Genomic DNA, 24,980 nt, shown 5'->3' on the forward strand with positions numbered 1-24,980 from the left:
ATGAGCAAAGTCGTGAATACGGCAGCTGAGGCAGTTGCCGACATCGCGAGCGGATCCAGGCTCGCAGTGGGCGGCTTCGGGCTGTGCGGTATTCCCGACGCACTGATCGCGGCGATCGCCGACGGCGACGCCACCGATCTCGAGGTGTTCTCCAACAACTGCGGTGTCGACGACTACGGTCTCGGCATTCTGCTCGGCGCGCACCGGATCGCCAGGGAGACGGCGTCGTACGTGGGGGAGAACAAGGAGTTCGCGCGCCAGTATCTCGCCGGTGAGCTCGAAGTGGAGTTGACGCCGCAGGGGACGCTGGCCGAGCGGCTGCGAGCTGGCGGTACCGGCATCCCGGCGTTCTACACTCCGGCCGGCGTCGGCACCCCGATCGCCGAGGGCGGCTTGCCGTGGCGATACAACCCGGACGGTTCGATCGCCGTGGCGTCGCCACCGAAGGCGACGGCAGTGTTCGGTGGCCGCACGTATGTATTGGAAGAGGCGATCACCGCTGACTTCGCGCTCGTGCACGCGCACTACGGCGACACCGAAGGAAATCTCGTCTTCAACAAGACGGCGATGAACTTCAACCCGCTTGCTGCCATGGCCGGCCGGATCACCATCGCGCAGGTGGAGAACCTCGTCGAGCCGGGCGACATCGACCCCGCACACGTGCACCTACCTGGTGTGTTCGTCGCGCGGGTCGTGCACACAGGCCCACAGGAGAAGCGGATCGAGAAGCGGACCGTCTCAGGAGGTACCAAGTGAGCAGCGCAGAGGAAACTCGTATCGGTTGGACCCGCCACGAGATGGCCGCTCGCGCTGCTGCCGAGATGCGGCCGGGTGAGTACGTCAACCTCGGCATCGGCCTGCCGACGCTGATCCCCAGTTACCTGCCCGAGGGTGTCAAAGTGGTCCTGCACAGCGAGAACGGCATCCTCGGTACCGGACCGTATCCGACCGATGATCAGGTCGATGCCGACCTCATCAATGCCGGTAAAGAAACCGTCACCGTCAATCCTGGTGCCGCGTTCTTCGACTCGGCCCTCTCGTTCGGGATGATCCGCGGTGGTCACATCGACACCGCGGTGCTCGGCGGGATGCAGGTATCGAAGACCGGTGACCTTGCCAACTGGATGGTGCCGGGCAAGATGGTCAAGGGCATGGGTGGGGCGATGGACCTGGTCCATGGAGCCCGCCGCGTCATCGTCGTGATGGAGCACACCGACCGCGACGGCAATCCCAAGATCGTCGAGGCCTGCACGCTGCCGCTTACCGGTCAGAGCGTCGTCAACCGGATCATCACCGACCTGGCAGTGCTGGACGTCACCGCGGACGGGCTGCAGCTTGTGGAGCTGGCTCCAGGGGTCAGCAGCGAGCACCTGAAGAGTGTGACTGGTGTGGGCTTTTCCTGAAGCTTCGTACCGTAAATCGAAGAACGCGCCGACCGCTGGTCGGCGCGTTCTTTCGTCGGTCTGTCGGCGAGTACCGATAGTCTCGATCAGCGACTGTCGAATCTTGTTCGAGCTCAGACACCCAGTACCTGGCGGCCCTGTAAATTGTCCGAGGTGACTGATGTGGGTTGGGGTGTAGATCGTCGGTTGCAATTGATTGTCCCAGGGGGAGAGGTGTCGCGCGCCGCGTCTGAACGGTGCGTTTCGGCAATGCGATCGGGGGGTAGATGAGCTGGGCGATTTGTAACGAATTGCAACAAAACCATCGATACACCGGGGTATGGATTTCTCTTGTCACCTATGTATCGGAGACAATGGGTGGTTCTGGCTCATCGAGGTTGGATGAGGTCGGTAGCTGCTGCGAATCGGACGTTCGGCTCGCACGGGTGCGCAATGGTGTGGAAGAGAGGCTGTGGGCGTGAATTCGCTGGGTAACGGAGAACTGGGGAGCGGCAAGCCGGAGGTCGGCAGCTCGCCGGAAGACGTTCAGCGATCCGACGCATTCCCGCTTTCCGCGGCCCAGCTCGGTATGTGGTTCGCGCAACACCTCGATCCCGCCGTTCCGGTCAACATCGCTCAGTACGTCGAACTCCGTGGTGCTCTGGAACTTGACGCCCTTCGGCAGGCCTGCGCAGACGCCGGTCGCGAAATCGGGTCGGCCTTCGTCCGGATCTTCGAGATCGACGCCCAGCCTTACCAGATCATCGACCCCACACTCGATGATTCGGTCGGTTACGTCGACCTTCGTAGTGAAGACGACTCGCACGATGCTGCCATGCGGTGGATGCGAGCAGATCGCAGCCGGCCGATCGACATGCTCACGGACCGCTTGATCTCTGCCACGATCCTGCGGCTCGGCGAGAATCGCTACTACTGGTACACGCGGGTCCACCACACAATTCTCGACGGATTCGGTGCGTCGACGTTCGTCACTCGTGTGGCGGAGCTGTACTCGGCGCGCGTGGAGGGCCGGGATCCGGAGCCGAGTGAGGCCTCCGATCTCCGGAACGTCTACGAGGTGGACAACAAGTACCGCCAGTCGAGTCGTTTCGAAACCGATCGCAAGTACTGGGCAGACAAGATCGAGAAGCTCGACGAGATCTCGAGCCTCGCGGGTCGAAGTGCCGCGCCGGCTCCAGTCAGTCGGATCGACAGTGCAGCGCTGTCCAACCACGTCGAGGCTCTGCTCGGGCGGTTCCTCGAGCGCATCGAGAAGACCACTGTTGCCGGCACTGTCGTCGCGGCGTTTGCGGCGTACCTCGCTCAGATGACCGGGCGAGAGGACGTGTCGCTGAGTCTGCCCGTTTCCGGTCGAACAACAGCCGTGCTGCGTCGATCCGGAGGCATGGTCTCCAACGTCGTGCCGCTGCGACTGACCGTCACTGCGGACACCACCGTCCAGGAGCTTCTGGACGACGTCAGGAACGAAATGTCCGGCGCACTGCGCCACCAGCGATACCGACACGAGGACATGGTTCGCGGCGGTGACGGGCCGGGCCGGGGCGGATTCTTCGGCCCGTGGATCAACATCATGATGTTTTCCACCGAGTTGGCGTTCGGGCCCCTCGTCGGCGAACTTCACATCTTGTCCACGGGTTTGATCGAAGACCTCGGTGTCAACCTGTATCAGAGCGTCGGCGATACCCGCACGCACATCGACTTCGAGTCGAACCCCAATCTGTACGGGCCCGCTGACGCCCAGCGGAATCACTCGCGGTTCGTGGAGTTCCTCGAGAAGTTCGTCTCGGCCGAAACGAGCCGCAGGGTCTGGGATCTCCCTGTCGCTACCGACGAGGAGCGGAACAAGGTCGCTTTGTGGAACCGCACGGGCTTCCACGTTGCCTCGCAGACCATCACCGAAGCATTCGAGCGTCAGGTCGAGAGTACTCCCGATGCCACCGCTGTCGTTTTCGAAGGCGCCAGCCTCACGTACGCCGAATTCGACGCCCGCGCAAACGGTTTGGCCCGACAGCTCATCGCCATGGGTGTCGGACCCGAATCGCTTGTGGGGCTCTCGATCCGCAGGTCTCTGGACTTGATGGTCGGTTTGTACGCGATCGCCAAGGCCGGCGGGGCCTGGGTACCGGTGGATCCCGACCACCCAGCCGACCGCACCGCCTACATTCTCGAGTCGGCGCAGCCCACGTGTGTTGTGACCACTGCGCGGGACGACGTGGATCTGCCCTCGGGCACACGGGTCATCGAGATCGACACACTGGACTATGGGCAGCTCGACAGCAGACCGATCGTCAACGCGGATCGCCTGTCTCCCTTGCATTTCTCGAACACTGCGTACGTGATCTACACCTCGGGTTCGACCGGTCGACCCAAGGGTGTCGCGGTCACTCACGCGGCGATCAACAATCAGCTTCAGTGGATGAACGCCGAGTACGGGCTTTCGGCGTCGGACATCTACCTGCAGAAGACCGCTACGACATTCGACGTGTCGCTGTGGGGATTTTTCATGCCGTTGCAGGTCGGCGCCACGCTCGTCGTCGCGACTCCGGACGGTCATCGAGACCCGATCTACGTGGCGAACAAGATCGCGGAGCTCGGCGTCACGATCACCGACTTCGTGCCATCCATGCTCACGCTGTTCACTGCGAATGCACCTGCCGGATCTTGTGATTCGTTGCGCCACGTGTTTGTCATCGGCGAGGCGCTCCCGCCCGAGACGTCTTCCGCCTTCCGCGAACTCTGTGGAGCCGGACTGCACAACCTGTACGGTCCGACCGAAGCCGCGGTATCGGTCACGTACTACGAGGCCGTGGCCACGGATACTACTTCCGTGCCGATCGGTATGCCGCAGTGGAACACTCAGGCGCACGTACTGGACGGACAACTTCGCCCGACCCCCATCGGGCAGCCGGGTGAGCTCTATCTCGCCGGCGTTCAACTCGCGCGCGGATACGTTGGTCGACCGGACCTGAGCTCGGATCGGTTCGTAGCCAATCCGTACGGCACGGCCGGTGAGCGTATGTACCGGACCGGCGACCTCGTTCGTCGCCGTGAGGACGGAAATCTCGACTACATCGGGCGTACAGACTTCCAGGTGAAGTTCCGCGGGCAGCGCATCGAACTCGGCGAGATCGAGACCGTCCTTCTGGCGCACCCCGACGTTTCGCAGGCTGTCGTTTTGGTGACCGTCACCCCGACCGGTGATCAATTGGTCGGCTACGTAGTGCCGGGTCCAGGCCGAAACATCGATGCTGCGGTGCTCAGTGAGTTCGCCGGCCGAAGCCTCCCGTCGTACATGGTTCCGGCCGCGTTGATGGTGCTCGATGCGTTGCCGCTCAACACGAGTGGCAAATTGGATCGTGCCGGGTTGCCCGAGCCGGTGTTCGCGAGTGCGAAGCAGTACCGCGAGCCCCGCACCGAAATCGAACGCATCGTGGCGGACGTGTTTGCCGACGTTCTCGGTGTCGAGCGCGTCGGTATCGATGACGACTTCTTCGAGCTCGGTGGAAACTCTCTGGTTGCAACACAATTGGTGACGCGAGTGGGTTCGGCATTGGGAGTGCAACTCGGCGTTCGAGAGCTCTTCGAATCCACCACGGTCGCCACCCTGGCGGCCCGCGCCGAGTCGGTGGCGGGCAACGCCAGGCAGCTCACCCCGCTGATCGCCAAGCCTCGTCCCGAGGTCGTCCCGCTCTCGCTTGCGCAGCAGCGCATGTGGTTCATCAACCGTCTCGATCCGTCGACGCCCGCCTACAATCTTCCGTTCACGGTCCGGCTCACCGGTTCGGTGGACCCGTCCGCCCTGCATGCCGCGGTGATGGATCTTCTCGAGCGACACGAGTCCTTGCGGACGATCTACCCTGATGTCGACGGAACCGCGCAACAGCTGGTTCTGCCGGTCGACCGGGCCGCGGTGGAGTTGAATCCGGTCAAGATTCGGAATTCGCATCTCGACGCGGCGCTGTTCGACGTGGCGTCTCGCGGCTTCGACGTGACGCTCGAAATCCCGGTACGGGTTGCCCTCTTCGAGGTGTCTCCGACGGACTACGTCCTGGTGATGGTTCTCCATCACATCGCTGCAGACGGACTGTCGTTCCGTCCGCTCGCACGTGACCTTCTCGTCGCCTACTCGGCGCGAAGTGAGAAGTCTGCGCCGGCGTGGACGCCGCTGCCAATTCAGTACGCCGACTACGCCCTGTGGCAGCGCGAAGCACTGGGATCCGACGAAGACCCGCGCTCGGAGTCGTCTCGCCAGATAAACTTCTGGCGCCGGGCACTTGCCGATCTGCCGGATCAGTTGGATCTGCCGACCGACCGACCTCGTCCTGCCATCGCGTCCAATCACGGCGCCAAGCACCATTTTCAGATCAGCGAACGCACGACGCGCAAGTTGAACGAGTTGGCGCGCTCGAGGAGCGTCTCGCTGTTCATGGTGTTGCAGGCGGCATATGCAACGCTGTTGAGCCGGCTCAGTGGTACCTCCGACATCGCGATCGGTGCCCCGATCGGTGGGCGAGGCGATCAAGCGCTCAACGACGTGATCGGCATGTTCGTGAACACCCTGGTGCTTCGCACCGAGGTCGATCCGAACGAACGATTCGAAGAGTTGCTCGCTCGGGTAAGGGAATCGGGCTTGTCTGCCTACGGGCATGCCGATGTGCCGTTCGAGCGGTTGGTCGAAGTTCTGAGTCCGGCGCGTTCGCAGGCTCGACACCCGCTGTTCCAGGTTGCGCTCACTGCGGAGATCAGTGGACGACGCGAACTGGAATTCTCAGGTGTCAAAGCAGTTGCAGCTGAATTGGAAGTACCGGTCGCCAAATTCGATCTCGAGCTCATGGTGTCCGAGAATCCTGAAGGCAGCGAAGACTCGGACGTCTTGAGCGCCACCTTCACCTATGCCACGGACCTGTTCGATCCGGCCACGGTGAACACTTTCGCTACTCGGTTCGTGCGCATCCTCGATGCCGTGGCTACCCGACCTGAAACGATCGTCGGCGATATCGACCTGCTCTCACGCTCCGAGCGCACCGATCTGACGGTCGTAGCCGCGGATGACACGATGCCCCGGCAGAGTCTCGTCGACATCTTCCTGTCCGGCACGGCTGAGGCGGATTCGGTTGCTGTGCGCTTCGAGGGTCGATCGATCACCTATCGAGAGCTCGATGAGCAGTCGTCGAAGCTCGCACGGGTTCTGATCGGACGTGGCGCCGGCCCCGAGACCATTGTTGCTCTCGCCTTTCCTCGCTCGTACGAGATGGTCTGTGCAGTATGGGCGGTGGCGAAGTCAGGGGCGGCATACGTCCCAGTCGACCCGAGTTATCCGGAAGATCGTGTCCGGCACATGCTGGCCGATTCTTCGGCCGCGATGGGACTCACGTCGGGACAGTTCGTAGATCAGCTTCCTGCGGTCACAGAATGGTTGGTCCTTGACGGCCAGGCGCTGAACGGAGAACTGTCGGCGCAATCTTCAGCGCCGGTCACGGACGAGGACCGAATCGCTCCGATTCACAGTTCTCACGTTGCATATGTCATTTACACATCCGGTTCCACGGGAAAACCGAAGGGTGTCAGCGTCACTCACGGTGGACTCCGTGGGGTCAGAGACGCAGCACAGCGTCGCTACGAGGTAGAACAGTCCTCGCGCTTCCTCCATATCTGTTCACCGAGCTTCGACCCGTCGGTACTCGAATGGATGGTCGCCTTCTCCGCGGGTGCAACTTTGGTGATCGTTCCGTCGACAATTATCGGTGGACACGAGTTGTCGGATCTTCTTCATTCCGAGAAGGTCACACACGCGATCATCACTCCCGCAGTACTCGGGACCATGGAGCCGGCAGAGCTGCCTGAATTGCGAGTCGTCTCCGTCGGCGGTGACGTGACCACTCCCGAGTTGCTGGCGAAATGGGCCCCAGGGCGCGCCTACTTCAATGGGTATGGTCCGACCGAGACCACTATCATCTCGTCGTTCGGCGATCTCGCGATCGGCCGATCGATCGACATCGGGCGTCCCGTCGAGGGCATGTCGGCACTGGTACTCGACGAGCGTCTGCATCCTGTTCCAGTCGGTACCAGGGGAGAGCTCTACTTTGCGGGCGCTGCATTGGCTCGCGGCTACCATGAGCGGCGAGGCCTTTCTGCGGAACGGTTTGTCGCCAACCCGTATTCGCCGGATGGCGAGCGAATGTACCGGACCGGCGATGTCGTGCGCTGGACCGGCGGAGACGCGCGCGGTGACGCGGGGGTTCTCGAATACGTCGGCCGCAGTGACTTCCAGGTCAAGGTTCGCGGATTCCGTATCGAACTCGGTGAGATCGACGCAGTTCTGTCCTCGCACGAGTCTGTGCGCTTCGCGGTGACGGTCGGAAGCGAAGGCGCGGCGGGTGTCACAACCCTCGTTTCCTACGTCGAACTGGCTGACGGGTCGAGTTTCGATCGGGACGTGCTCGCCTCGTTCGTGGCGGAGGCTCTGCCGAGCTACATGGTTCCGTCCGTCATCATGGAACTCGCTGAGGTTCCGTTGACCCCGGTGGGCAAATTGGATCGCCGGGCTTTGCCGGAGCCTGTTTTCGAGGTCCGCGAGTTTCGTGCACCCACCACGCCGGTGGAAGAGATTGTCGCGCAGGTGATTGCGGATGTTCTCGGAGTGGAACGAGTCGGCCTCGACGACGACTTCTTTGAACTCGGTGGCAACTCCCTGGTGGCTACTCAGGTCACCTCCCGATTGGGGCGGGCGCTCGACACTACGGTGCCGGTGCGAACGCTGTTCGACGTTTCCACCGTCGAGGCGCTCGCCGCACACATCGAGTCGCACGTAGGTAGCGGCGGGCAGAAGGCGCTCGTCGCACAGGTGCGTCCCGCGGAAATTCCGTTGTCGCTGGCGCAGCAGCGCATGTGGTTCCTGAACCGCTTCGACACCGACTCAGCTGCTTACAACATCACTTTTGCTCTGCACCTGACTGGTCATCTCGATACTGCCGCGATGGAAATGGCGCTGGAGGACGTACTGGCCCGGCACGAGGTGCTCCGAACGGTATATCCGGACGGGGCTTCCGGACCGAAGCAGTCGATTCTGTCGCTTTCGGAGGCGTTCGGCGGGCTGACCGTGGAGTCGGTTTCGGATCCGGACGAGCTCGAAAGTCGAGTCGCTGCAATCGGATCCTCAGCGATCGACGTCACTGTCGACGTGCCGATCCGTGTCCGCCTGTTGACGGTCAGCGACACCGAGCACACCCTTGCGATCGTGGTTCATCACATCGCCGCTGACGGTTGGTCGATGGCGCCCCTGGCTCGCGATGTCATGATTGCCTACTCGGCACGCAAGGACGGGATCGCGCCGGCGTGGCAGCCGTTGACTGTGCAGTACGCCGACTATTCGTTGTGGCAGCGTGAGGTTCTGGGGTCGGAAGACGACTCGGAATCACTGATCTCGCAGCAGATCTCGTACTGGACCGAGACTCTGGCAGACCTACCGGATGTGATCGAGCTTCCGTCGGACCGGTCTCGGCCTGATGTGGCGTCGATGCGCGGCGAGCGATTCGCGTTCGAGATCTCCGGGGATGTGCACCGTCGATTGGACGCGCTGGCACGGGAGAACAACGCGACGCTCTTCATGGCGTTGCACTCGGCGCTTGCCGTTCTGATGGCCCGACTGAGCGGAACCTCGGACATCGCCGTGGGCACTCCCGTTGCCGGTCGTGGCGACGAGGCGCTCGACGATCTCGTCGGCATGTTCGTCAACACGCTTGTTCTGCGGACCGAGGTCGACCCGGCCCAGGCATTCACGGATCTGCTGGCTGCGGCGAGTGATTCTGCGCTCGGAGCGTTCGCTCACTCGGACGTGCCCTTCGAGCGGTTGGTGGACGTCTTGGCTCCCGCCCGGTCGCAGGCCAGACATCCGCTGTTCCAGGTCGTGCTGTCCTTGCAGAATCTCGCGCAAACGGCATTGGAACTGCCGGGACTGGCGATCAAGGCCGCCGAAATCGACACGACCACTGCCAAGTTCGACCTCGAACTCGCAGTAACAGAGTCGATCGGCGAAGACGGGATCCAGCAAGGGCTCTCGGCCGAATTCACGTTTGCTGCAGATCTGTTCGACGTTTCGACGGTCGAGGGGTTTGCTCGGCGTCTGGTTCGTATCCTCGAGACCGTCGTGTCGGTTCCTTCGATTGTCGTCGGTGACATCGATATTCTCGATGCGGCCGAGCGGGGTGTGCTGGCCGATGTTCATGGAGGTCAGTCGGTCTCGGGAACCCTGGTCGAGATCCTCACAGCGGCGGCCGCTTTGGATCCGTCGGCGGATGCGATTCGCTTCGACGGTCAGTCAATCAGCTACCGCGAACTCGACGAGCGGTCGTCGCGACTCGCTCGTGTTCTGATTGAGAAGGGCGTCGGGCCGGAGGATCGGGTCGCGATCGCGATTCCGCGTTCGGCCGATTCGGTTCTCGCTCTGTGGGCAGTGGTGAAAACGGGTGCTGCATTCGTGCCCGTCGACCCGACGTATCCGGTTGACCGTATCGCCCACATGATCTCCGATTCCGGTGCGGTGCTGGGTCTTGCGCTCAGTGACGTCGAGGCAGGATTGCCGTCGGCGTTGACGTGGGTTGTTCTCGACGACGAGAAGACAGTGGCGGCGTGCGCGGCAGAATCTTGCGCGCCGGTGAGTGATTCGGATCGACGCAGTGCGATCGACGAGCGGCAGCCTGCTTACGTCATCTACACCTCTGGCACCACGGGTCTGCCCAAGGGCGTTGTGGTCACCAATGCGGGTGTGGCGAACTTCTGCGCCGAGCAGGTCGAGCGCTATGCGCTGACCGCGGATGCTCGAACGCTGCATTTCGCCTCGCCGAGTTTCGATGCTTCTGTTCTCGAGTTGCTGATGGCATTCGGAGCAGCATCGACGATGGTGATTGCGCCGACGACGGTGTACGGCGGCGCGGAATTGGCCGAGATCTTGCGCTCGGAGGGCGTGACGCATGCGTTCGTGACGCCCGCTGCGCTGGCATCAGTGGATCCGAGCGGGCTCGACGCGTTGCGGGTGGTTGTCGTCGGTGGCGAAGCCAGTTCGCGGTCTCTCGTTGCCAAGTGGGCGGTGCCGCTTCCGGATGGCGGTGTGCGTGGATTCTTCAATGCGTACGGTCCGACGGAGTCGACAGTCGCCTCGAACATCAGCGATACGCTGACCGCGTTTGATCGTATGAACATCGGCGGCCCGATTCGGGGAATGGCCGCGCGGATCTTGGACGGCCGCTTGCAGCCCGTTCCGGTTGGTGTCGCAGGTGAGTTGTACGTGTCGGGTGTTCAGGTCGCTCGTGGATACCTGGGACAGCCGGCATTGACAGCGGGTCGTTTTGTCGCAGACCCGTTCGGGGCGCCGGGAGAGCGGTTGTACCGCACGGGTGACGTGGTCCGGTGGATCGACGGTGGCGCAGTGGAGTACGTGGGCCGCAGTGACTTCCAGGTCAAGATCCGTGGGTTCCGTATCGAACTCGGCGAGATCGAGGCCGCGCTGACCCGTTGCGTGGGCGTTGCGCAAGCTGTTGCTCTCGTTCGTTCCGACGATCACTTCGGAGATCGTCTCGTTGCATACGTCGTGCCGCAGGCCGGCGCCGAGGTGGATCCCGCACAGGTCATCGAGTCGGTGTCGACGTTCCTGACCGGCTACATGGTCCCCGACTCGGTACTGGTGCTCGATTCGATTCCGTTGACCACCGCGGGCAAGACGGACATCAAGGCTCTGCCCTCGCCCGTATTCGAGTCCAAGGTGTACCAGGCGCCGATCACGACCGTCGAAGAGACTGTCGCGCAGGTGTTCTCCGAAGTTCTCGGAGTCGCACAGGTTGGCCGCGACGACGATTTCTTCGAACTCGGCGGCAACTCGTTGATCGCGACCCGTGTCGCCGCTCGGCTGGGAGAGGCGCTCGACACAAGCGTTCCGGTTCGTGCGCTCTTCGAAGCGTCGACCGTGCAGTCACTCGCCGTCCGGCTCGAGCTGCACGCCGGTTCGGGCGCCACCGCCCCACTGGTGCAGCAGCCCCGGCCAGCTCGGATCCCACTTTCGTTGGCGCAGCAGCGCATGTGGTTCCTGAACAGGTTCGAACCCGCGTCGGCAGTGAACAACGTCCCGGCGGCGATCAGGATTTCGGGCGCCCTCGATGTGGCAGCTCTTGACGCCGCCGTGATCGATGTCGTGGGCCGACACGAATCACTGCGAACTGTGTATCCAGACGTCGACGGCGTCGGCTATCAGGACGTCCTCGACGTCCAAGACGTTGTCGTCGATCTCAGCCCCGTGTCGATCACGGAAGATCGCCTGGCTGCGGGCGTCGCCGAGCTGGCGACAGTCGGCTTCGACGTGACGTCCGAAGTCCCGTTGCGCGCCAAGCTCTTCAAAGTCGGCGACAGCGAATACGTCCTGGTGTTCGTCGTGCATCACATCTCGACCGACGGTTTCTCGATGGGTCCGTTGACCCGTGACGTGATGGTTGCCTACGAAGCACGTACACGAGCGTCGGTGCCGGCTTGGACGCCGTTGCCGGTGCAGTACGCCGATTACTCGTTGTGGCAGCGTGAGGTTCTCGGGTCCGAGGACGATCCGCGGTCCGTGATCGCGAAGCAGATTGCGTTCTGGTCGGATGCGTTGGCTGATCTTCCGGAGCAGTTGGATCTGCCTGCCGATCGTCCGCGTCCCGAGGTCGCTTCAGGGCGCGGAGCCGAGGTCGAGTTCGATATCGACGCCACCCTGCACGAAGCTGTCAATTCGATTGCGCACAGCAGTAACTCGACACCGTTCATGGTTGTTCACGCAGCGCTCGCCGTCGTACTTTCTCGTTTGTCCGCAACGACCGACATCGCGATCGGTACACCGATCGCGGGTCGCGGTGAGGCGCAGCTCGACGATCTGATCGGTATGTTCGTCAACACTTTGGTGTTGCGCACCGAGGTTGATCCGTCGATGTCGTTCACGGATCTGTTGGCTTCGGCGCGTGAGGTGGATTTGCAGGCGTTCGCGCATGCGGATGTTCCGTTCGAGCGTGTGGTGGAGGTTCTCGATCCGGTTCGTTCGCAGGCTCGTCATCCGTTGTTCCAGGTGGCGTTGACGTTCCAGAACCACGAACAGACAACGCTCGAACTGGGCGACCTCGAAGTGTCGATCGAAAGTGCCGATCTTGCGTTGGCGAAATTCGACCTCCAGTTGACCCTGACCGAACGAACCGACGAGGCCGGCGCACCCGCCGGAATGTCCGCCTCTTTGACGTATGCGACGGATCTGTTCGACGAGTCGACCGTTGTGGAATTCGGTGATCGGCTGGTAAGGACCTTCCGTGCGGTGACTGCTGATCCCACCGTAGCGGTGGGTGACGTTGACATCTTGGTCGATGGAGAACGAAACCTGCTGTCCCGCTTCAGTGCCGGCCAGATCGATCATGGTGTGGATTCGACGTTGTCGGCGTGGTTCGATGATGCTGCTGCGCGGTTTGGTGATCGGGTTGCGGTGCGGTTCGGTGGCGAGTCGTTGTCGTATGGTGAGTTGTCGGTGCGGGCTAATCGTTTGGCGCGCAGGTTGATTGCTCAGGGTTGTGGTCCGGAGTCGTTGGTGGCGGTGGCGTTGCCGCGGTCGGCGGATCTTGTGGTGGCGTTGTTGGCGGTGGTGAAGTCCGGTGCGGGGTATTTGCCGGTGGATCCGTCGTATCCGGCTGATCGTGTCGAGTTCATGTTGGCTGATGCTGCTCCGGTGGCTGCGATTTCGTGGTCCGGGCGTGAGTTGGTGTTGCCCGCTGGTTTGCCTGTGGTTGATATCGACGCGGTGGATGTGTCGGAGTTCGATGGTTCGGTGGTTTCGGATGCGGATCGTGTTGCGCCGTTGCGGTCGTCGAATGTTGCGTATGTGATTTACACGTCGGGTTCGACGGGTCGCCCGAAGGGTGTGCAGGTTCCGCACACGACGGTGGCGAAGTTGTTTGCGAATACCGAGGGTGTGTACGGGTTCGACGAATCCGATGTGTGGACGATGTTCCACAGTTATGCGTTCGACTTCTCGGTGTGGGAGTTGTGGGGTCCGCTGTTGTACGGCGGCACGTTGGTGGTTGTGGATTATGTGACGTCGCGGTCGCCGGAGCAGTTCTTGGAGTTGCTTGCTGCTGAGCGGGTGACGGTGCTCAATCAGACGCCGTCGGCGTTCTATCAGTTGGCCGAGGCTGATCGGTTGGCGTCGGAATCCGGTCGGGCCGCTGAGTTGTCGTTGCGGTGGGTTGTTTTCGGCGGCGAGGCGCTCGAGCTGCGTCGCTTGTCGGATTGGTACGGCCGCCGCGGTGACTTCGCGCCGACGTTGGTGAACATGTACGGCATCACGGAGACGACGGTGCATGTGAGCCATCGTGTGTTGGATGCTGCGTTGGCGGCGGATGCGTCGGCGAGTGTTGTGGGTCAGGCTATTTCGGGTCTGCAGGTGTTCGTGCTCGATACGCGTTTGGCTCCGGTGCCTGTTGGTGTCGCGGGTGAGATGTATGTCTCTGGTGTTCAGTTGGCTCGGGGTTATCTGGGTCAGGCGGGGTTGACGTCGACGCGGTTTGTGGCGAATCCGTTCAATGCCGGCGAGGTGTTGTATCGCACGGGTGACGTCGCGTCGTGGAACAGTGCTGGTGATTTGGAGTATCTGGGTCGCGCGGATGATCAGGTGAAGATCCGTGGTTTCCGGATCGAGATCGGTGAGATCGAGTCTGCGGTGTTGGCGGATGTGTCGGTGGCGCAGACGGCGGTGGTTGTCCGTGAGGATTCTCCGGGTGATCAGCGGTTGGTGGCGTATGTGGTTCCGGCTGCGGGTGTGAGCGTTTCGGTCGACGATCTTCGGGTGTCGGTGGGTTCGTTGTTGCCGGAGTACATGGTGCCGTCGGCGTTTGTGGTGTTGGATTCGATTCCGTTGACGGTGAACGGGAAGTTGGATCGTCGGGCGTTGCCGGTTCCGTCGTTGCAGGTTGCGGTGTTCCGTGCTCCGACGTCGGTGATGGAAGAGGTTGTTGCGCAGACGTTTGCGGATGTTCTGGGCGTCGAGCGTGTTGGTTTGGATGATGATTTCTTCGCGCTCGGTGGTAATTCGCTGATTGCGACGCAGGTGACGTCTCGGTTGGGTCAGGCGTTGGATGCTTCGGTGTCGGTGCGGGAGTTGTTCGAGGCGTCGACGGTGGAGGCGTTGGCTGCTCGTTTGGGTTCTCATGTCGGTGGCGGTTCACGTGCGGCGTTGACTGCGCAGGTGCGTCCGGCGCAGGTGCCGTTGTCGTTGGCGCAGCAGCGCATGTGGTTCCTCAACCGATTCGACACCGATTCTGCTGTCAACAATGTCCCTGTTGCCGTTCGGCTCACGGGTGCGCTCGATCTGGCGGCCCTGAATTCGGCAGTTCACGACGTTATCGGCCGCCACGAGGTTCTGCGCACGGTCTACCCCGAGGTCGACGGCGTCGGCTACCAGAAGATCTGCTCGGTAGAAGATGTCTCGATCGATCTCGGCGCAGAACGCGTCACAGACGACCGAATCCAGGCGGAGCTGTATTCGTTCTTCGCCCAGGGCTTCGATGTCACTGTCGAGGTTCCGTTGCGCGCCAAGCTTTTTCAGGTCGCCGATGACGACTTCGTGTTGTCGTTCGTGATGCATCACATCTCGACCGACGGCTTCTCGATGGGCCCGTTGACCCGCGACGTCATGACCGCCTACTACGCCCGAACCAACGGCCAGGCTCCGACCTGGACGCCGTTGCCGGTGCAGTACGCCGACTATTCGTTGTGGCAGCGTGAGGTTCTCGGGTCCGAGGACGATCCGCAGTCCATGATCGCGAAGCAGATTGCGTTCTGGTCGGATGCGTTGGCTGATCTTCCGGAGCAGTTGGATCTGCCTGGTGATCGTCCGCGTCCCGAGATTGCTTCAGGGCGCGGCGCCAATCACAGTTTCACCATCGAACCGCAGCTGTGGTCTGAGCTGGACGAACTGGCCAAGGCAACGAACGCAACTCCGTTCATGGTTGTTCACTCGGCTCTGGCGGTGCTGTTGGCACGACTGTCCGCGACGACCGACATTGCGATCGGTGCCCCGATCGCGGGTCGTGGTGAAGCCGAGCTCGATGACGTGATCGGTATGTTCGTCAATACCTTGGTGCTGCGTACCGAGGTTGATCCGTCGATGTCGTTTGCCGAGTTGTTGGCGTCGGCGCGTGAGGTGGATTTGCAGGCGTTCGCGCATGCGGATGTTCCGTTCGAGCGTGTGGTGGAGGTTCTCGATCCGGTTCGTTCGCAGGCTCGTCATCCGTTGTTCCAGGTGGCGTTGACGTTCCAGAACCTTGGACAGAGTGCTCTCGAACTGCCCGGACTCACCGCCGCTGCTGTGGAATTCGACGCAGCACTGGCCAAGTTCGATCTGCAATTCACACTTGAAGACGCCGCTGACGCCGGTATGTCCGGCACCCTGACCTACGCGACGGATCTGTTCGACGCGTCGACAGCGGCCGAGTTCGCTGATCGGTTCGTGTCCGTCCTCCGTGGCGTTGTCGCGAATCCGGCCGCTGCCGTTGGCGACGTGGATGTTATGACCGCCGGTGAGTTGGATCGCGTTCTGTCATGGAGCGACACGGGTGTCGACAGTGGTGTGGATTCGACGTTGTCGGCGTGGTTCGATGATGCTGCTGCGCGGTTTGGTGATCGGGTTGCGGTGCGGTTCGGTGGCGAGTCGTTGTCGTATGGTGAGTTGTCGGTGCGGGCTAATCGTTTGGCGCGCAGGTTGATTGCTCAGGGTTGTGGTCCGGAGTCGTTGGTGGCGGTGGCGTTGCCGCGGTCGGCGGATCTTGTGGTGGCGTTGTTGGCGGTGGTGAAGTCCGGTGCGGGGTATTTGCCGGTGGATCCGTCGTATCCGGCTGATCGTGTCGAGTTCATGTTGGCTGATGCTGCTCCGGTGGCTGCGATTTCGTGGTCCGGGCGTGAGTTGGTGTTGCCCGCTGGTTTGCCTGTGGTTGATATCGACGCGGTGGATGTGTCGGAGTTCGATGGTTCGGTGGTTTCGGATGCGGATCGTGTTGCGCCGTTGCGGTCGTCGAATGTTGCGTATGTGATTTACACGTCGGGTTCGACGGGTCGCCCGAAGGGTGTGCAGGTTCCGCACACGACGGTGGCGAAGTTGTTTGCGAATACCGAGGGTGTGTACGGGTTCGACGAATCCGATGTGTGGACGATGTTCCACAGTTATGCGTTCGACTTCTCGGTGTGGGAGTTGTGGGGTCCGCTGTTGTACGGCGGCACGTTGGTGGTTGTGGATTATGTGACGTCGCGGTCGCCGGAGCAGTTCTTGGAGTTGCTTGCTGCTGAGCGGGTGACGGTGCTCAATCAGACGCCGTCGGCGTTCTATCAGTTGGCCGAGGCTGATCGGTTGGCGTCGGAATCCGGTCGGGCCGCTGAGTTGTCGTTGCGGTGGGTTGTTTTCGGCGGCGAGGCGCTCGAGCTGCGTCGCTTGTCGGATTGGTACGGCCGCCGCGGTGACTTCGCGCCGACGTTGGTGAACATGTACGGCATCACGGAGACGACGGTGCATGTGAGCCATCGTGTGTTGGATGCTGCGTTGGCGGCGGATGCGTCGGCGAGTGTTGTGGGTCAGGCTATTTCGGGTCTGCAGGTGTTCGTGCTCGATACGCGTTTGGCTCCGGTGCCTGTTGGTGTCGCGGGTGAGATGTATGTCTCTGGTGTTCAGTTGGCTCGGGGTTATCTGGGTCAGGCGGGGTTGACGTCGACGCGGTTTGTGGCGAATCCGTTCAATGCCGGCGAGGTGTTGTATCGCACGGGTGACGTCGCGTCGTGGAACAGTGCTGGTGATTTGGAGTATCTGGGTCGCGCGGATGATCAGGTGAAGATCCGTGGTTTCCGGATCGAGATCGGTGAGATCGAGTCTGCGGTGTTGGCGGATGTGTCGGTGGCGCAGACGGCGGTGGTTGTCCGTGAGGATTCTCCGGGTGATCAGCGGTTGGTGGCGTATGTGGTTCCGGCTGCGGGTGTGAGCGTTTCGGTCGACGATCTTCGGGTGTCGGTGGGTTCGTTGTTGCCGGAGTACATGGTGCCGTCGGCGTTTGTGGTGTTGGATTCGATTCCGTTGACGGTGAACGGGAAGTTGGATCGTCGGGCGTTGCCGGTTCCGTCGTTGCAGGTTGCGGTGTTCCGTGCTCCGACGTCGGTGGTGGAAGAGGTTGTTGCGCAGACGTTTGCGGATGTTCTGGGCGTCGAGCGTGTTGGTTTGGATGATGATTTCTTCGCGCTCGGTGGTAATTCGCTGATTGCGACGCAGGTGACGTCTCGGTTGGGTCAGGCGTTGGATGCTTCGGTGTCGGTGCGGGAGTTGTTCGAGGCGTCGACGGTGGAGGCGTTGGCTGCTCGTTTGGGTTCTCATGTCGGTGGCGGTTCACGTGCGGCGTTGACTGCGCAGGTGCGTCCGGCGCAGGTGCCGTTGTCGTTGGCGCAGCAGCGCATGTGGTTCCTCAACCAATTGGACCGCGAATCGGCAGCCAACAACATTCCGATGGCGATCACTCTCGCTGGCGAGTTGGATCAGGCGGCGTTGTACGACGCTGTCGTGGACGTGTTGAAGCGTCACGAGGTTCTGCGCACGGTCTACCCCGAGGTGGACGGAATCGGCTACCAGCGGATCTTGCCGGTGGCGGCAGTTCCGGTGAATCTGGCTCCCGTGCAGCTCGAAGCATCCGACATCGTGGCGGCGGTGACGGACTTCGTCACGTCAGGCTTCGACGTCACCGCTGAGGTTCCATTGCGGGCCAAGCTCTTCCAGCTCGCGGAGGACTCGTTTGTACTGGCGTTAGTGATTCACCACATCTCCACCGACGGTTTCTCGATGGGTCCGTTGATCCGCGACGTGATGACCGCGTACTACGCCCGCTCACAGGGTCAAGCCCCGACCTGGGCGCCGTTGTCGGTGCAGTATGCCGACTACGCGTTGTGGCAGCGCGAGGTTCTCGGTTCCGAGGGTGACACGGAATCCGTACTCGCAGAGCAGATCGGCTACTGGGCCAAAGCTCTCGACGGAGTTCCAGACCAGATCACCTTGCCCAGTGACCGCGCGCGTCCAGCCGTGTTCACTGGCCGGGGAGCCACCTACAGCTTCCCGATTTCCGCGGATGTTCACCGCGGACTGGCCGCTGTGGGTCGCGAGCACCAGGCGTCGCTGTTCATGGTGATGCACTCGGCGTTGGCAACACTTCTTGCCCGGTTGTCCGGCACCACCGACATCGCAGTCGGCACCCCGGTCGCCGGTCGCGGTGAAGCGCAGCTCGACGATCTGATCGGCATGTTCGTCAACACGCTCGTGCTGCGTACCGACGTCGATCCGGGGATGTGTTTCCTCGATCTGCTGACGTCGGCGCGTGAGAGTGATCTCGCGGCTTTCGCTCACGCAGACGTGCCGTTCGAGCGGCTGGTCGAGGTACTCGATCCGGTTCGTTCGCAGGCTCACAACCCGTTGTTCCAGGTTGCCTTGGCATTCCAGAACCTGAGGCAGAATAACCTGACGTTGCCGGGACTCGATATCACTGAATTCGATATCGCGGAAACTGTAGCGAAGTTCGACCTTCAGTTGACTCTGGTGGAAGCTGCCGATGGTCACGGCATGACTGCGACCTTCACCTATGCGACGGATCTCTTCGACGAGGGGACAGTTGTCTCCTTCGCCGAGCGGTTGACTAGAATTCTCGAGGCCGTCGCCGTGGATGCGACGCAGGCCGTCGGCGACATCAACATCCTCGAAGCGCCTGAGCGTATCGAATTGACCAGTCGCCGAGCGTCCTCGGGCATCGAGCCGAAGCCGTTGGCCGACATCCTGGCCGAGACCGCGTTGCAGTATCCCTCCAACGAAGCTCTCCGCTACCAGGATCGGTCGATGACCTACGCCGAGGTCGACGAGTGGTCGTCGCGCCTCGCCCGTGTCCTGATCGCTCGCGGTCTGGGCGCCGAAGATCTGGTCGCAGTGTCGATTCCGCGTTCCATCGAATCGGTCCTGCTGGTGTGGGCGGTATCCAAGACAGGTGCCGCGGTTGTTCCCATCGATCCGCACTACCCGGCCGACCGCATCGCGCATATGGTCTCCGACTCGGGCGTCTCGGTCGGTCTGACTCTCGAAGCTGAACTCGCAGGGCTTACCGACACCGTGGAGTGGCTCGCGGTCGACAGTGCTGCTTGCGCGGAACTGATGGCAGCGCAGGATAGTTCACCGATTCGTGAAGATGAGCGTGTGCGCCCCGTCCTTCCGGCGCATCCGGCCTGGGTGATCTACACGTCGGGCACAACAGGCTTGCCCAAGGGCGTTGTTGCTACGGGAGCAGGCCTCGCGAGCTTCAGTGCAACGCAGGCACAGCACTACCTGGTGACGCCGAACTCCCGCACGCTGCACTTCGCGTCGCCGAGTTTCGACGCGTCGATGCTCGAACTGTTCCTGGCTGTCGCGACAGGCGCTGCCATGGTGATCGTCCCGACATCGATCTTCGGCGGCGACGAATTGACCGCGCTGTTCAAGTCCGAACGCGTCACACATGCCTTCATCACGCCCGCGGCGTTGGCTTCCATGGATCCGTCTGGCCTGAACGATCTTGAGGTGGTTGGTGTCGGCGGTGAGGCGTACTCGCCGGAGTTGATGGCCAAGTGGGCGGATCAGCCGAACCGTCGACGTACGTTCCTCAATGTCTACGGTCCCACCGAGACCACTATCGTCACCAATGTCAGTGTGCCGCTGATGCCGGGCAACCGGATGACCATCGGCGAAACCATCGGCGACATGGCCGCGTTTGTTCTCGACACACGTCTGCAGCCCGTTCCGGTTGGCGTTGCCGGTGAGCTGTACCTGTCGGGTCCCCAGGTCACCCGCGGATACCATCGCCGCCCGGGATTGAGCGCGGATCGCTTTGTTGCCAACCCGCACGGCCTGTCCGGTGAGCGCATGTACCGCACCGGTGATGTTGTGCGTTGGACTGACCGATACCAGGTTGAGTACGTGGGCCGCAACGACTTCCAGGTGAAGATCCGTGGGTTCCGTATCGAGCTCGGTGAGATCGACGCGGCACTGACGGCACATTCGGACGTCGAGTTCGCCGCGACGATGGGCACCACGCTGACGTCCGGTGCTCCGGCGCTGGTGTCGTACGTGTTTGTCGGCAAGGAATCGGCTGTCAGCTCGGCGGATCTGAGTGAGTTCGTTTCACGCACTCTGCCGGCGCACATGGTGCCTGCGTCGATCATGGTTCTGACCGACATGCCGCTGACCCCGGCCGGCAAGCTGGACCGAAAGGCTCTGCCGGAGCCGGTATTCGAGGTCAAGGAGTTCCGCGCTCCCACGACCGAGATGGAACGCGTCCTCAGCGAGGTCTTTGCCGACGTTCTCGGCCTCGATCAGATCGGTACCGACGATTCGTTCTTCGCTCAGGGCGGAGACTCGATCATGTCGATCCAGTTGGTGTCCCGGGCCAAGGCCCGCGGTGTTCTGTTCACGCCCAAGGACGTGTTCGAGAACAAGACGGTGGCTGAGTTGGCAGAGGTTGCCGTCTTCGGCTCCGACGCCGATGCGATCACTGTTCTCGCCGAGATCGAAGGCGGCGGCATCGGTTGGATGCCGCTCACGCCGATCAAGCGATTCATGTTCGAACGGCCCGGCAGCTTCCAGCGTTTCAACCAGTTGTTGACGCTGGAGTTGCCGCTCGGCATCGACCGGACCGGTGTTGTCGACACACTGGCTGCCGTCATCAATCACCACGACATGTTCCGTTCGCGTCTGGTCGATGATCAGCGTGGTCCGGGCATGGCTGTGTCCGCGCCCGGAACCGTCGACGTGGATTCTTTGGTGCGACGGGTGCTGGTGGACCCCGCGATTTCGGGCGCAGACCTGACGGCCATCGCGTCGGGTGCTCTCGACGACGCTCTCGGCCGGTTGGATCCGGCCGCCGGTGTCATGGCTCAGTTCGTGTGGATCGACTTCGGTGACACACGCACCGGCCGATTGATCATGGCTGCGCATCACCTGATCGTCGACGGCGTCTCCTGGCGAATCATCGTGCCGGACTTGATTTCCGCGTGGGCTCAGCGCAGTGGCGGAAGTGCACCCGTGCTTGAACCGACGGGCACGTCCATGCGTACCTGGGCGCACTCGCTCGCTGCGGAATCACGATCAGACAAGCGACTGGCAGAACTGCCACGTTGGCGCAAGACGCTGTCGACTCCAGACCCGATTCTCGGTTCGCGGGCGTTCGATCCGTCCGTCGACGTTGCGGCAACAGTCGAGCGTGTGCGCGTGGAGGTGCCCACAGGCGTCACTGAAACCCTGCTGACAACTCTGCCCGAGGTGTTCCGCGGCGGAGCCAACGACGGTTTGCTGGCCGGACTTGCTCTGGCACTGGTGCGCTGGCGCCGTGAGCGGGGCATCGACACCGAAGCGGCACTGCTCCAGCTCGAGGGCCACGGCCGCGAAGAGGGCGTCGTCCCGGGTGCCGATCTCTCACGCACCGTCGGCTGGTTCACGGCGGCCTTCCCCGTCGCACTCGACCTTGCCGGTATCGACATCGACGACGCCTTCGACGCCGGAGTTGCTGCGGGAGCGGCGATCAAGGCAGTCAAGGAGCAGTTGCTCGCCGCTCCCGACAAGGGTGTCGGCTACGGACTGCTGCGGTACGTCAACGACGACACCTGCACCGAGCTGTCGAAGCTGAGCAGCGGGCAGGTCAGCTTCAACTACCTGGGTCGCATTGTGGCGGAGGATATTCCGGCTGCAGCGCAAGGCCTCGGATGGATTCCGGCACGCGACTTCTCCGATGTCGCTGCGCCGGAAGACCCGGACATGCCGGCCAACAAGGTTGTCGACATCAATGCCATCGTCAACGACGGCCCTGACGGCGCGGTGCTCGAAGCGTCGTTTGCCTTCCCGAACGGATTGCTGAGCGCCACCGAGGTGCAAGCCCTGGCCGACCTGTGGGTCGGAGCACTCACAGCGCTGGCGCAGCACGCACAGGCCGTCGGCGCAGGCGGACTCACGCCGTCGGACGTGCCGCTGGTAACGCTGACCCAGCAGGATCTCGACGGGTTCGAGCAGCGTTTCCCCGCGGTGCAGGACGTCTGGCCGCTGGCTCCGCTGCAGTCGGGTCTGCTGTTCCACGCTGTCATGGCCGAGTCCACCGTCGACCTGTACTCCGTGCAGATGGTTCTCTCGCTGTCCGGCCGCGTCGACGCGGATCGCCTCCACGCCGCAGCACAGGCCATCATCGATCGTCACCCGAACCTGCGCACCGCATTTGTGGTCGACGGAACGGGTACGCCGGTCCAGGTAGTTCTCGGTGACATCGACGTGCCGTGGCGCGAACTGGATCTCACCACAATCGCTGACAGCGAAGAACGACGCCGCGAGTTGGATCGGATTCTTGTCGAGGACCAGGCCACGCACTTCGACATGTCGAACCCGCCGTTGATCAAGTTCACGCTGATCAAGATCGCGGCGAGCGAATACCGCCTTGTTGTGGCAAACCACCACATCATCCTCGACGGCTGGTCCATGCCGCTGCTGCTCCAGACGCTCCTCGGCCACTACGCCATGCGTGGGAACATTCCCGCTCAGACGCGGTCACTGAGCTACCGGAACTACCTCGCGTGGCTGGTCCAGCAGGATCGCAGTGTGTCCATGGATGCCTGGGCGAAAGCGTTGGGCGGCGTCGAAGAGCCGACGTTGTTGGCTCCCACCGTCGTTGGTCAGGAATTCAGTGCGCTGTCGCAGAAGTTGCAGATCTCGCTCAGCGAATCGGTGACCGCGACACTGACCGGTTTGGCATCGAGGACCGGCGTTACCGCCAACACGATCGTCCAGGCTGCCTGGGCAATTCTGCTGGGACGCATGACCGGTCGCCAGGACATTGTCTTCGGTGCCACGGTCTCCGGCCGTCCGCCACAACTCGACAGCGTCGAGAAGATGGTGGGTCTGTTCATCAACACGCTGCCCGTTCGTGTCCAACTGGATCTGGCCGAGTCCGTCGAGGCATTGCTCTCTCGGGTTCAGATCGAACAGGCGGGATTGCTCGATCACCATTACCTCGGCCTGACCGATGTGCAGAGCGCCGCGGGCGTCGGCGGACTCTTCGACACTCTGGTGATCTTCGAGTCCTACCCGGTCGACCGTGACGGTCTTGCAGCGCAAGCAGAGTTCTTGGACGGCATGGTGATCGACGATGTCGCCTCCGACGATTCCACGAACTACCCGCTCACACTGCTGATCGGTCTCGACGATCAACTGCACCTGACGCTTCGTTACCTACCCGACTTCTTCGACGAGTCGTACGCGCAGGCCCTGCTGGGTCGCCTCGAGACTCTGCTGACAGAAATCGGTGAAACGCCGTCCACTGCGGTCGGTGACGTCGAGGTCATGACTGTGTCTGAGCGTGCTTTGGTGCTTGAGTCGTGGAACGACACGTCTCGTCCGGTTGTGGGTGGGTTGTTGTTGGATGGTTTTGATTCTGTGGTGGGGGTTTGTTCGGGTTCGCGTGCGGTGGTGTGTGGGGATGTGGTGCTTTCGTATGGGGAGTTCGATGAGCGGGTTAATAGGTTTGCGCGTTATTTGATTGGTTTGGGTGTTGGGCCGGAGTCGTTGGTGGGGTTGGCTGTTCGGCGGTCGGTTGATTTGTTGGTTGGTTTGTATGCGATTGTGCGTGCGGGTGGGGCGTGGGTGCCGTTGGATCCTGATGCGCCGTCCTCGCGTAATGAGTATGTGTTGGATTCGGCTGATCCGGTGTGTGTGGTGTCGACGGAGCGTGATGGTTTCGTGGCGTCGGGTCGTCGGGTTGTGTGTGTGGATGTTGTTGATGTGTCTGGTTTTTCGGGTGCGCGGGTTTCTGATGTGGATCGGCGCTCGCCGTTGCGGGCGTCGAATACGGCGTATGTGATTTTCACGTCGGGGTCGACGGGTCGGCCGAAGGGTGTGGCGGTCTCGCATGCGGCGATTGTGAATCAGCTCGAGTTCATGCAGGGCGAGTATCGCTTGACGTCGTCTGATGTGTATTTGCAGAAGACGGCGACGACGTTCGATGTGTCGTTGTGGGGTTTTTTCATGCCGTTGCGGGTGGGTGCGGTGTTGGTGTTGGCGTCGGCTGATGGTCATCGGGATCCGGGGTATTTGGCGTCGGTGATTGATGATCAGGGTGTGTCGGTGACGGATTTTGTTCCGACGATGTTGTCGACGTTTTCGTCGTTGGTGGATCCGGGGTTGTTGGGTTCGTTGCGTGATGTGTTGGTGATCGGTGAGGCGTTGCCGGTGGAGGCGGTGCGTGAGTTCGGGTTGGTGTCGTCGGCGCGGTTGCATAATTTGTATGGTCCGACTGAGGCGGCGGTGTCGTTTACGTTTGCGGATGTGACGGCTGCCGGGTCGGGGTCGGTGGTCTCGATTGGTGTGCCGGAGTGGAATTGCCGGGTGTTTGTGTTGGATTCGCGCCTTCGGCCGGTTGCTGTGGGTGTTGCGGGTGAGTTGTATTTGTCGGGTGTGCAGTTGGCTCGGGGTATGTGGGTCGTCCGGATTTGAGTGCGGATCGG

At 62.1% G+C, this 24,980-nt stretch carries 3 protein-coding genes; all 3 read left to right on the plus strand.

Annotation, left to right across the window (positions count from 1 at the left end):
- The 3 genes from EHW12_RS09095 to EHW12_RS09105 all read left to right on the plus strand — a co-directional run bounded on the left by EHW12_RS09095 (position 1) and on the right by EHW12_RS09105 (position 24,969).
- Positions 1 to 756: a CoA transferase subunit A gene (locus EHW12_RS09095; protein ID WP_125050517.1), complete on the plus strand. Its 756-nt coding sequence runs from the start codon at positions 1 to 3 to the stop codon at positions 754 to 756.
- Between the two features lie 41 nt (positions 757 to 797).
- Positions 798 to 1,403 (plus strand): 3-oxoacid CoA-transferase subunit B, encoded by a 606-nt coding sequence (locus EHW12_RS09100; protein WP_178377296.1) that lies wholly within the window; start codon positions 798 to 800, stop codon positions 1,401 to 1,403.
- Positions 1,404 to 1,860: 457 nt separating this feature from the next.
- Entirely contained in the window at positions 1,861 to 24,969 is a 23,109-nt protein-coding gene (locus EHW12_RS09105; protein ID WP_125050518.1) for a non-ribosomal peptide synthase/polyketide synthase, read from the plus strand.
- Positions 24,970 to 24,980 lie beyond the last annotated feature (11 nt).

The organism is Rhodococcus sp. NJ-530 (genome assembly GCF_003860625.1).
GTDB classification, from domain to species: domain Bacteria; phylum Actinomycetota; class Actinomycetes; order Mycobacteriales; family Mycobacteriaceae; genus Rhodococcus_F; species Rhodococcus_F qingshengii.